The organism is Psychromonas sp. B3M02 (genome assembly GCF_003318165.1).
Classification (GTDB): domain Bacteria; phylum Pseudomonadota; class Gammaproteobacteria; order Enterobacterales; family Psychromonadaceae; genus Psychromonas.
In genome coordinates, this window is sequence record NZ_QOCB01000156.1 from 1 (window position 1) to 12,240 (window position 12,240).

Annotated in this window: 10 protein-coding genes; 4 read left to right on the top strand and 6 right to left on the bottom strand. The window is 39.3% G+C overall.

Features of this window, described 5'->3' with window-relative positions; translation table 11 throughout:
- Nucleotides 1-208: 208 nt before the first annotated feature.
- Genes DS885_RS17120 through lptD form a run of 5 tightly spaced genes read right to left on the bottom strand, consistent with a single transcriptional unit; the run spans nt 209 to nt 6,541 of the window.
- On the bottom strand, nt 209-1,021 hold the full coding sequence (locus tag DS885_RS17120; protein ID WP_113820609.1) for a symmetrical bis(5'-nucleosyl)-tetraphosphatase: 813 nt from the start codon (nt 1,019-1,021) through the stop codon (nt 209-211).
- 6 nt (nt 1,022-1,027) lie between these two features.
- A complete protein-coding gene (gene rsmA / locus DS885_RS17125) occupies nt 1,028-1,837 on the bottom strand; it encodes a 16S rRNA (adenine(1518)-N(6)/adenine(1519)-N(6))-dimethyltransferase RsmA (protein WP_113820610.1) in 810 nt (269 codons plus the stop codon).
- A gap of 3 nt (nt 1,838-1,840) precedes the next feature.
- Entirely contained in the window at nt 1,841-2,836 is a 996-nt protein-coding gene (gene pdxA / locus DS885_RS17130) for a 4-hydroxythreonine-4-phosphate dehydrogenase PdxA (RefSeq protein WP_113820611.1), read from the bottom strand.
- A 2-nt stretch (nt 2,837-2,838) separates the two neighbouring features.
- A complete protein-coding gene (gene surA, locus DS885_RS17135; protein WP_113820612.1) occupies nt 2,839-4,152 on the bottom strand; it encodes a peptidylprolyl isomerase SurA in 1,314 nt (437 codons plus the stop codon).
- 10 nt (nt 4,153-4,162) lie between these two features.
- Entirely contained in the window at nt 4,163-6,541 is a 2,379-nt protein-coding gene (lptD, locus tag DS885_RS17140) for an LPS assembly protein LptD (protein ID WP_113820613.1), read from the bottom strand.
- A 219-nt stretch (nt 6,542-6,760) separates the two neighbouring features.
- On the opposite strand from lptD, the gene djlA reads away from it, so the two are divergent.
- The 4 genes from djlA (at nt 6,761) to DS885_RS17160 (ending at nt 11,047) form a co-directional block, all read left to right on the top strand.
- A complete protein-coding gene (djlA, locus tag DS885_RS17145; RefSeq protein ID WP_113820614.1) occupies nt 6,761-7,576 on the top strand; it encodes a co-chaperone DjlA in 816 nt (271 codons plus the stop codon).
- A gap of 35 nt (nt 7,577-7,611) precedes the next feature.
- Entirely contained in the window at nt 7,612-8,142 is a 531-nt protein-coding gene (locus DS885_RS17150) for a DUF2937 family protein (protein ID WP_113820615.1), read from the top strand.
- A gap of 141 nt (nt 8,143-8,283) precedes the next feature.
- Nucleotides 8,284-9,312 carry a 2,3,4,5-tetrahydropyridine-2,6-dicarboxylate N-succinyltransferase gene (dapD, locus tag DS885_RS17155; protein ID WP_113820616.1) on the top strand — a complete coding sequence of 343 codons (1,029 nt, stop codon included), beginning with the start codon at nt 8,284-8,286 and terminating at the stop codon, nt 9,310-9,312.
- 265 nt (nt 9,313-9,577) lie between these two features.
- A complete protein-coding gene (locus DS885_RS17160; RefSeq protein ID WP_113820617.1) occupies nt 9,578-11,047 on the top strand; it encodes an HD-GYP domain-containing protein in 1,470 nt (489 codons plus the stop codon).
- Between the two features lie 102 nt (nt 11,048-11,149).
- Here the strand turns inward: DS885_RS17160 and alr are convergent, their stop codons facing one another.
- Nucleotides 11,150-12,238 carry an alanine racemase gene (gene alr / locus DS885_RS17165; protein WP_113820618.1) on the bottom strand — a complete coding sequence of 363 codons (1,089 nt, stop codon included), beginning with the start codon at nt 12,236-12,238 and terminating at the stop codon, nt 11,150-11,152.
- Nucleotides 12,239-12,240 lie beyond the last annotated feature (2 nt).

The following is a 12,240-nucleotide window of genomic DNA, read 5'->3' on the forward strand; positions in this document are numbered from 1 at the left end:
GTTAATAATACCAATCATAGTAAGTAACTGATCTATTTTACTTGTTAAAACAACTTATTTTTTCGTTGTAAGTTTCGTATAGGGAACAACCATTTACATCAACTTACGCCTCAAACTAAGCCATTTTTCCGGCGCAAAATTTAGATCAGTTATTTAATACAATTGGTATAAGTTAAGAAAAGTTAGACTAGGTTTAAATTAAATAGCCTTAACAATACGCAGGGCAGGATAGAGAGAACATCTTTTTATCTTGCCAGCGTATCATAGATAAACTATTTCCCCACACACACCCAGTATCTAGCGGATAAATGTCTGGTTGCTCGGTTTGCCCTAATAAAGCTGCCCAATGACCAAATAGAATCGGTTTTTTATGTTTACGAGGCGTAATATCAAACCAAGGTTTTAATTGTTCGTCTTGCACTTCACTCGGCGAGCGTTTGTTGTGGAACTCTAATTCACCATCAATAGTACAGTAACGCATCCGCGTGAACACATTAATAATAAAACGCATTCTCTCTACACCCTGTAAATCATTATTCCAGCGAGTAGGGTGGTTACCGTACATGTCCTTTAGCATGGTTTTGTAATGTTTACTGTGTAGTTGTGCTTCTACTTCTTTCGCGAGCTTTTTCGCTTTTTTAATACTCCAAGCAGGTAATATACCGGCGTGAACCATAATAAACTTATACTCAGGGTGTTGTAATAACAAAGGCTGCATGCGTAACCAATCGAGTAACTCTTGGCCATCATCTGCTTGTAAAATTGCCGCCGTTTTATCTTTATCTTTAAAAGAGTGAATACCTAAAGCAGTAGCTAATAAGTGCAAATCGTGATTACCTAGGATCACTTTTGCACCTATTTTCTTTATATAGCGTAAGGTTTGTAATGATTTAGGGCCACGTGCCACTAAATCACCAGTGACCCATAGTTCATCCTGTTGAGTATCAAACTCAGCGAGGGCCAGTAATTGACGTAATTCGTCATAACAGCCCTGAATATCACCGACTATATAAGTTGCCATAAAGAGTTAATCTTGTTGACGGTCAAAAACATAGTTAGCCACACGCACATACTCTTCTACAGAGATGTTTTCTGCGCGACTACCGATGTTAATATCTAAACTGATTAACTCTTCTGCCGTTAAGATTTCACGCCAACCATTACGCACTGTTTTACGACGTTGGTTAAAGGCCATTGAGCAGACTTGGTTTAATACCTTGATGCTTTTTGCAATAAACGGTGGTGTATCGTAAGGCTCTAAACGTACTACGGCAGAATCCACTTTAGGCGCTGGTTTAAAGGCTGTTGGTGGTACTTCTAGTACTGGAATGACATTACAGTAATATTGAGCCATCACACTTAAACGGCCATAAGCTTTACAGTCAGGGCCTGCACATAAACGGTTAACCACTTCTTTTTGTAGCATGAAGTGCATGTCTGAAATTTTGTCTGCAAACTCAAATAGGTGGAACATTAATGGGGTAGATATGTTGTAAGGTAAGTTACCAAATACACGCAGTTGCTTATCACCTTGCACAAGTTGACCAAAGTCGAAACGCATCGCATCGGCTTGAGTGATTTTTAACTTATCGCGCAGGGTTGGGTGTTCTTCTAAACGTGCTGCTAAATCACGGTCTAATTCGACTACGTTTAAGCAATCTACTTTACGCGCAACTGGCTCTGTTAATGCGCCTAAACCTGGGCCAATCTCTACGATATTGTCGTCTGCCTGTGGTGCAATAGCCGCAACGATTGAGTCGATGATGTAATCATCGTGTAAAAAGTTTTGTCCAAAACGTTTACGGGCAGTATGGCCTAGGTGGGTTTTATCATTCATTTTTTAGTTAACCTTGTTGATGTTACTTTGGACCATGGTAATTGCTTCATTGACTGCACATATTAAACTACCTGAGTCGGCTTTTCCTGTTCCTGCTAAATCTAATGCGGTGCCGTGATCAACCGATGTACGGATGAAAGGTAGGCCCAGTGTGATATTCACTGATTGACCAAAACCTTTGTACTTAAGTACCGGTAACCCTTGGTCATGGTACATCGCTAATACAGCGTCTGCATGTTGTAAGTATTTTTCTTGAAAGAGAGTGTCAGCGGGAAGTGGACCCACTAAATTAATGCCTTTTGCCCTAATATTATCTAAAGCGGGTTCAATAACTTCAATCTCTTCTCTTCCCATATGCCCACCTTCTCCGGCGTGTGGGTTTAATCCACAGACATAGATGGTAGGGTTTTGTATTGCGTATTTGTTCTTTAACTCTGCGTTTAAGATGCTGATAATATTATCGAGCAATGGTTCGGTAATAGCTGCTGGCACCGCTGATAAAGGCAGGTGAGTGGTTGCAAGTGCAACGCGTAAGCCAGTTGTAGCTAACATCATTACCACTAAGTCTACTTCTGCTTGTTCAGCAAAAAATTCAGTATGACCGCTGAATACAACGCCTGCATCATTAATAATGCCTTTATGAACAGGTGCAGTGACAACTGCAGCAAATTCACCAGATAAACAACCTTGGCTAGCAAAGCGTAATGTTTCTAGTACATAGGCGCCATTTTCTACGTTTAATTCACCTGCTACAACAGTTGCTGGTGCTGCAATATGTGCAACAGTTAGCTGCCCGACAGCGGGTGTTGCTTGTTGACCATCTGCTCGATACTCAACAAAGTTAATCTGTTTATTAAGCAGTGCCGCACGCGATTTTAGTACGTTTAAATCAGCGCAAATGACTAACTCCACCGGCCATACTTGGTCAGCAAGTTGTAAAATTAAATCTGGGCCAATGCCGCCAGGTTCACCAGCGGTTACTACGATACGAGGTAGCATATTTATTCCTCGATGATGTAGTCAGGGTTAACGATTTTAATGTAAGCCTCTTGGCGTAATTCATTTAACCAAGCGTATGCTTCAGCTGGGAAGCGTTGTCGATAAATTAAGTTATACGCTTTTTGCTTGGTGGCACTTTCAGTGGTATCAGATTCACGCTTGTCTAATACTTGTAGAATATGCCAGCCATGTGTTGTTTGGAACGGTTGGCTAATTTCACCAATTGCTTGTGATTGTGCAATGTCGCGGAATTCTGGTACATAAACGTTTGGATCTGCCCAACCTAAATCACCACCACGTACTGCTGAACTTGGGTCTTGTGAGTATTGTTTAGCTAACTCTTCGAAGGTTTTGCTGCCATCTAAAATCTGTTGGCGTAAGTTTGCTAATAAAGCTTGAGTTTTCTCTTCGCTTAAAATAATGCTTGGTTTAATTAAAATATGACGAGACTTAACCTCTTCAGTCATCACATTTTGACCGCCTTTTTTGTCCAATATTTGAATAATATGAACACCTAAGCGTGTATGGAATGGTCCAACGACTTGTCCTTTAGTATTGTTTTCAGATAACTCTTCAACAAAAAGGCTTGGCATATCGTCTAGCTTTCTCCAACCCCAATCACCACCTTCTTGTGCTTTTGGACCTTCTGAATTAGCCTTCGCCAGAGCTTGGATATCAGCACCATTTTTAATTTGTGTCGCTAATTTTTCAGCTTTCTCATCGGCTGCTTGTTTAGCTTCTGGAGAAGCGTCTTCAGCTACTTTTAATAAAATATGTGCAAAACGAAGCTCAGTTTGTGCATCACCTGCTTGGTTAATACGGTTAATCACTTGCTCTACTTCTTGGTCAGAGATGCTGATACGACGACGCACTTGTATTTGACGCACCTCATTGATGGTCAGTTCATCACGAATATTACTCACAAATTGTTTGTAGTTAATGCCAGACGCCGCTAAATCTGCGCGAAGACCTGCCACATCAGTGCCTTGGTTTTTTGCGATTTCAGCAATCGTTTGGTCAACCTGCGCATCATTAATACGTAAACCGATACGCTCTGCAATTTGCAGCTGTAGGCGGTCACTGATTAGTTTATCTAATACTTGTTTATCTAGGTTTTCTACATCAGGTAAGCTTTGACCACTCTCTTGATAACGCTTAATCAAGTCACGTTTCATACTGGTCATGTCGCTGCTGAGTATTAATTCTTTGTTGACGACTGCTTCAATTTTATCGACTTCTACTTCTGCTGCATTCGCGAATGGCGATAATGTTGTCACTACGATAAGTGCACTTAAAATTCGTTTTGATAAATTCATTTTTTACCTATTACTTTAAATAAAATGGACGGCCATAGTCGAATAGACCATCGTCAGTACCAGAAGTGCCAACACCACCTAAACCTTTTAACTCTAATGTTAAACTGATACTTCTTTCTGTTTCAAGATCATCATCGTAACTGTTTTCGTCACCATAATAAGAGAGTAAATGTTGATCGTAAGTTAAACCAATTGCCCAACAACATGATTGGTATTTCAAGCCAATAATACTTTCAAAGCTATTGTTGTAATCTACATTGTAATAATAACTTGCAAAGGTTGACCACTGGGTATCAATAGCCCAGTTCATTTTGGTGCCGACTTGGTTAACAATTTCATCCCAATCAGCATCTTGATCATCTTTGTAATAACGATAACTCAGTTGTACATAGTTATCACCATTCCAACGCTTTTCAAAGGTAGTGTTAGCGCGACGAATGAAGTTACTATCACTGTTCCATTCAATACCAGCATGATAGAAGTAATCATTGTCAAAGTTAACATCTAACTCTGATACGATTGATGACTTGTTGTACTCAGTGTCATCATCGTCGTCATCAGTTGGTAACACAGTACGAGATTGAGATAAGTAATAGTTCTGACCAATAGCAAAATGCAGTTTTTCTCTGCCTTGTGCATCTAAGAAACTGGTCGAAAGACCAAAGGTTAATTGGTCTGCTTCAGCAATGCGGTCATAACCTGAATAACGGTTATCACGGAATAAACCGTAGTAATCTTGTTGTAGGGCCGTGGTGTCGTATAAACCAATGCCTGATTGGTCTTGATAAGGCACGTACAAATACTGTAATTGCGGCACTAAGGTTTGACGGTAATCATCACCAAACCAGGTTAAATCTCGCTCTAAATTGATACCTGAGTTAATTTTGAAAGAGGGTAAGTTACGAACCTCTGTTTCTTCTAGGTCGTCATACCAATCATATTTAGTGGCATTGTCTAGGTCTTGCTCATAATAACTCAACATATACTTCAACTCGGTGTTAACAAACAATGAGTCGTAATATAGTGGCAAAGATATTTTAGGCTCAACATGTACACGCGTACCGGTATAAACATCATTGTCATCGTGATCGAAACGAGTTACTTCAGAGTACCAGTTAAACTGTAAGCTCTTCCAATTTAATGGCTTATAAGCAGAGAATGCGAACTTAGGTAATACCACATGCGATGTATCATCATCGTCATCGCTTTCTAAAACTTGGAAGTTTCGGACTTCTAATTCTGTGTTCCAATCAGTTTTTGTATAGTCTAGTTTGGCTGTTTGTAATAACTGATTATCACTTCGTGTACCATAGTCAGTACTGATATCACTGAAGTAATACTCGTCACTTACCTTGTTATAGTCGGCATCAAAGCTCCAGTTTTGACCAAAATTTACCCTATGATCAAGATGCACTAAGTAACGGTCACCAATATCTTCACCATCATCATCTTGACGAATACGGTCATCAGCTAGGTATTCAACCTGAGCCGTACCAGAGCCGATACCAAAGAGGTAACGATATTCAGCTGCAATTAAGGTACCACGATTTTGCATATAAGTCGGTGTAAGGGTGGCATCTTGGTTAGGTGCAATATTGATGTAAATAGGTTGTTTGTAAGTTAAACCATTAACCGATGAATACTCATAGGTTGGGAATAAAATACCGGTCTTACGCGTATCCGATAATGGATAACTGATGTAGGGAAAATAAAATACCGGCACATCTTTAATTCTAAGTACGGCATTCCACGCTGTGCCCATATCTTCCTCTTGATCAATATACAAAGTAGACGCATCCAGACTCCAAGTGATGTCGTTAGGAGGACAAGCGGTGTAATTGGAGGACTTTAGTTCGTAAAAGCCTTGACCATTGTCATGTACCTGGTCGGCACTGCCACGGCCACCTTGACCATGAAATTGGAACTCAGTTTGGAATATTGACGATTCGTTGGTTTTGAAATTGGTGTCGATTTGGTCAGCAAGCAGGGTAATTTGACCGTCTACATAACGGGCATTACCAATGGCATTTGCTTGTGAAGTATTGCGATTAAAAATTAATTTATCAGTATTGAGACTTTTATCGCCTTGTACTAGGTTAACGTCACCTTGATATATAATCTCGCCGTCTAGACCTCTTAATGAATCCGCATCAACGCTCACTGGAATTTGGTTTCTATCCAGTTCACTGCTGCGCGCAGTAATACGAGGTACCTGCTGATAACATTGCTGAAAGAAAAGTGCTTGATCCGTCAGGTCTGTATTTTCTGAACTTTCCGATGCATTATCTGTATTATTTATGTCGTTATTTAATTCACTATTATCAAGTTCCTGTGCAACAGCACTTGCAATGGGGGAGATTATAAACAATAAAGGTAGTAGTTTTAACATGGATAACTCACAACAAGTGCTTAGAAGTATTAACAAACGCTAAGCAGAAACAATAATATGGCGTATATAATAGAGTAAACTGATGCTTGCTCCAATCTTTGATTGATTAATACGCGTGTATTTTTGTTATTTAGTACAAATAATTGGCAAATCGTTTCAGACTTAGTCAAAATAATAAACAGATTGAATTTTTTCTTAATTTATAGGTAATTATTAGTTATGCGCATATGGGGCAAATTATTAGGTGGTCTTTTTGGATTTATGTTCGGGCATTTTTTAGGACTGATCTTAGGTGTCTGGTTAGGCCATCGTTTTGATGTTGCTGTGGGACGTAACTTTAATATGCAAGATGGTATTTTAGGCGGCCGCGGAAATAGCGCAGAAAAACAAAAATTGTTCTTTGAAACGGCTTTCTCAGTGATGGGGCACGTAGCAAAATCGAAAGGGCAGGTAACACAAACTGATATCCAAGTAGCCAATGCTTACATGGATCAAATGAATTTACACGGTGAAGCGCGTTCACAAGCACAAGCTGCTTTTACTGCTGGTAAGGACGCTGATTTTGCCTTGGTGGACAGACTACAATTATTTAAACGTGGTTTGCATGGCGAGCGTAATGTATTGCAGATGTTTTTGGCGATTCAAGTACAAGTGGCGTGTTCAGATGGTGAAATTGACCAAAATGAACAAGCTATTTTATACACCATCGCAGAAACCTTAGGGTTCTCTCGCTTTGAGTTAGATAGACTGATTCAAATGATTCAAGGTCAGCAACACTTCCACCGCGGCAGTCAAGGCGGTCAACAGTACAACAAAGCCGATTCAGAAGCCGACGCATACAAAGTATTAGGTGTGGAAAGCAGTGCAACGGATAAAGAAGTGAAACGAGCTTACCGTAAATTGATGAGTCAAAACCATCCAGATAAATTAGCATCAAAAGGGCTACCTGAAGAGATGATGGAGCTTGCAAAAGAGAAAGCGCAAGATATTCAAAAAGCCTACGAAGTATTGCGTACTAGCCGTGGTTTTAAATAACTGTGCATTGCAATAAATCTGGTTTGAAATAACCCATGTACTCGGTAATTAAACGCTATAGTTTGCAATTGGTTTTTACCTTAAGTTTGCTGGTTGGCTTACAGTTACCGAGTTTTTTACACCAATATGAAACACGCCTTCAAGGCCACTTTGCAGAAGCTCAATCGCAATTAGCTCAGTTTCAAGCATTGGCTGATTTATATTTTGAAGGTGACTTAACAGCGCTTATTGAACAACATCAAAACAGTGATGAAAATGTATTTCGTGATGAAGCGAAAGTGATTGAAGCCAGTTATCTACGTGTACAAAATTTACAAATACAAATCGATGAATTACAACAACCTCTCTGGCACCGTTTAGCACATTTAGCACAACAAATTAACTCTCCGATCACTAAACAAACCTGGCAAACCTATCAGGCGAATATTGTGCTTAATCAGCAGGCTATTGTTGTTGGTGTCACTGTCGCTATTGGGTTAATGCTTATCTTAGAAGGTTTGTTAACACTCTTAAAGTGCTTGATATCAACACTATTTAGACGTACCAAACCTGTATCTAAAATTTAAAACCCTAGGATCTGTTGTTTGCTATTACCTTTTTGTTTCCTTTTAAGCTAAATAGGCATTTTAGTTTTGCATCTACTGCGTGGCTTCTCTATTATTAGCACCTTATTATTTCTAATAGACTTTTAAATCGGAGCTTAAATCATGTCTACTTTCTCTCTTGCATTTGGTACTGCTACTAAAAACCGCGATCAAAAAATCATTGAAGCGTTTTTCCCAAATCCAATTTTAAACCCAAATGAAGACCTAGTGGCAACGATTGCTGCTATCGTTGGTTACCAAGGTGGCAACCAAGTTATTGAAATCGAGCGCTCAATTGCAGAGCAATTAGCTGCGGCATTTAATGGTGAAAACGATACTGATAATGCAGATTTTGCTGTTGCAGCTGCTAAATCAAAACAAACGTTAGTATTAGTTATTTTAGCAACAGATGAAGCACCACAAAGCGTTGCAGAAGGTTACTTAAAACTACAACTTATCTCTCATCGTTTAGTTAAACCACACGGTGTTGTATTAGACGGTATCTTTGGTCTACTGCATAACATTGCATGGACAAACAAAGGTGCTATCGACCTTCCAGAATTAAAAGACCGTCAAATTGAAGCACGTCTTAAAGGTAAGACTATCACTGTAGATTGTGTTGATAAATTCCCTAAAATGGTTGATTACGTTGTGCCTGCTGGTGTGCGTATCGCAGATACTTCGCGCGTTCGTTTAGGTGCACACGTAGGTGAAGGTACAACGGTAATGCACGAAGGTTTCATCAACTTCAACGCTGGTACTTCAGGTGTAAGCATGGTTGAAGGTCGTATCTCTGCTGGCGTTATGGTAGGTGAAGGTAGTGATATTGGCGGTGGTGCTTCAATCATGGGTACTCTATCTGGTGGTGGTAAAATGGTTGTTGCGATTGGCGAAAACAGCTTATTAGGTGCGAATGCTGGTTTAGGTTTCCCACTAGGTAACCGTTGTACTATCGAATCTGGTTTATACGTGACTGCGGGATCTAAAGTTAAAATGTTAGACAACGAAGGTAACGATGCTGGTTTTGTTAAAGCACGTGATCTAGCTAATAAAGACGATCTATTATTCCGTCGTAACTCTATTACTGGTCAAATTGAATGTCTAGCAAACAAAAGTGCTGTTGAACTAAACAGCATGTTACATTCAAACTAAATACTCATATTTAGTTCGTACTACGATTAAGGTTATCTTCGGATAACCTTTTTTGTGTTTGCTAGTCACCTTTAACACTTCCTATTTACTCCCCGCTCTAATCTTGATTTGTCTTTGAAATTGGCATTATTTTGAGATGCATTTGCTTGGTGTTTTTTATTTAGGCTGTATATAGTACAAAAGAGGTAGATTTTTTGTTTATGTCTATACTCATTAATTGATACTTATTAAACCTGCGTTAGATGGAAAACAGAAAGGGAATTCAATGAATAACACTCACTATAATGCGCCATTAACACTTAAGTTATATGCGCTTGCTGCCATCTTATTTGGTAGTTACGGCGGTAAGGTTTGTCCTTTTTTAGCAACTTTAACCTTCACTGAGATATTTGTGCATGTTGCCCTGACGTTTACCAGTTTATTTCTGTTACGTCACTTTTTATTAGCCGGTCATCATTTAAGTAAAAGTAATCAGCAAATTAAATTAGATACAGGGTGCTTTTTTATTGCCAGTATCCCCTTAGCACTTGTTTACAATACTTTTTATGACTTTGGTTTAGACAGTAATCTAAAAGTATTATTTGGAATGGCTTTATTCGGCTTTTTTACTGGTTGTATTTTACAACTTTCTGCTAAGTTAACGCAGATGCAAGTAATGCAAGAAAAGGGTGACTTTAGCTATCAATTATCAGGGGCGCGTACTTCATTAGTTAATCAGATGATTGCTCTAGTGGTATTTTTATTAGTTATTTTAACGGGTGCGCTGACAATGGTTGCAGTGAAGGATATCTTCTGGTTAAAGCACAACCCGGCTTTATTGGCTGACGGTTCAGGACAAATTAGTGTGATTAAGGAGTTGCTGTTTATTGCTGCGGTTGTGATGGGTTATGCAATTGCTGTGATGCGCTTATGGGCTAAAGTCATTAAAGGCGTATTAATAAGCCAAGAGAGAGCCTTAACTAAGGTCAGTGAAGGGCGGTTTGATACACGCTTACCTATATTCAGTTTTGACGAGTTTGGTTCCACTGCATCATTGACTAATACCATGTTAGATAGTTTACAAGTTTCACAAAACGAAGTGCAAACCACACGTGATGTGGCCATTGTCAGTTTATCTGCGTTAGCAGAATCGCGTGACAATGAAACCGGTGCACATATTTTACGTACCCAAGAGTATGTCAAAGTGTTAGCCGAGCAGTTAAGTTTATCTCCTAAATATAAAGCGTTATTAACACCAACCTATATTGATCTGTTATATAAGTCTGCGCCATTACACGATGTCGGCAAAGTAGGTATTCCCGATAATATTTTACTTAAGCCAGGTAAATTGACCGATGATGAGTTTGTGATCATGAAAGGGCATGCGCAAATCGGTGCTGATGCCTTGTCTATTGCAGAGAAACAATTAGGTACAAGTTCGTTCTTAGAAGTGGCAAAAGAGATAGCGCTGTCACATCATGAGAAGTGGGATGGATCTGGTTACCCTAATCTATTGGCTGGTGAAGATATTCCCTTATCTGGTCGATTAATGGCATTAGCTGATGTTTATGATGCTTTGATTAGTCAACGTGTTTATAAACCGGCTTTTTCACATGATAAAGCCAAGGGTATTATTGTTGAGGGGCAAGGCACGCATTTTGACCCAGCAGTGGTTGTCGCTTTTTTAGAAATAGAAGAGAAGTTTGTGGAGATTGCTGAGAATTTTCAAGACAGCATGGATGAGATAGCAGCTTAGTATCATTGGTATAAAAAATAATGACTATAAAAAAGACCTAGTAGCTAAACTACTAGGTCTTTTAGTTTTATCAATCACACTGCTAGTTTAATATCGTCAGTGTTAAGATTGCTTAATGTACAGTTTGTTTACACGGCGTGAAATACCACAAAGTAAAGTATAACCAATGGTATCAGCACACTGTGCAATCTCATTAACAGGGATATTGTCACCCCAAAACTCTACTTCAAATCCAATACAGTCCTGGTCATCAAACATAGACAGATCAATCATGATCATATCCATGGCAACACGTCCTAGTAATTGACTCTTTTTACCATTGACTAAAACCGGTGTGCCTGTACCTGCATGTCTTGGGTAACCATCAGCATAACCAATAGACACTGTGCCAATTTTACTTGGTTTTTCAGCTTTCCAAAGTGCGTTGTAGCCAACACATTCGCCGGCTTCGATAATACGTTCAGAAATGACTTTAGCTTTAAAAGTCATCGCTGGTGCTAATGATTTTGCAATCTCTGGGTTATCGATAGGTGACGCACCGTATAGCATAATACCAGGGCGTACCCACTGCACTCGATCTGGCATCGCTTTGCTTAATACAGCAGAAGAGTTAGCAATACTAATATCGCCAGGTAACGCTCCAATTGTCTCTAAAAATAGCGCTGTTTGTTGTTCTGTACGTATTGAGCTTAAATCATCGGCAGATGAAAAGTGCGTAATATGGGTGATATTATTTACCTGTGGCATCTTTTCAAGTTGCTGCCAAGCGCCTGCATATTGGTTAGGTAAAAAACCTAAGCGATGCATGCCAGTATCCATTTTTAACCACACATTAATAGGCTTCTCAAACTCACCCGCTTGTATGGCATCCAATTGATATTGACTGTGTACAACACACCATAAATTAAACTCACTAATGTAAGCTAATTCATCGGCAGTAAAGAAACCCTCTAATAATAAGATAGGTTGTTTAATGCCTGCGTCTCGTAATTCTATCGCCTCTTCAATACAGGCGACAGCAAACGCATCTGCTACATCACTTAATTCATTAGCCACTTGAATCGCGCCATGTCCATATGCATTTGCTTTAATTGTTGCAATTGCTTTTGCTGGGGCAGCTAATGATTTTGCGTATAAATAGTTTTGTCTAATTGCACTTAATTTAATAACTGCCGTTGCAGATCTAGCCATCT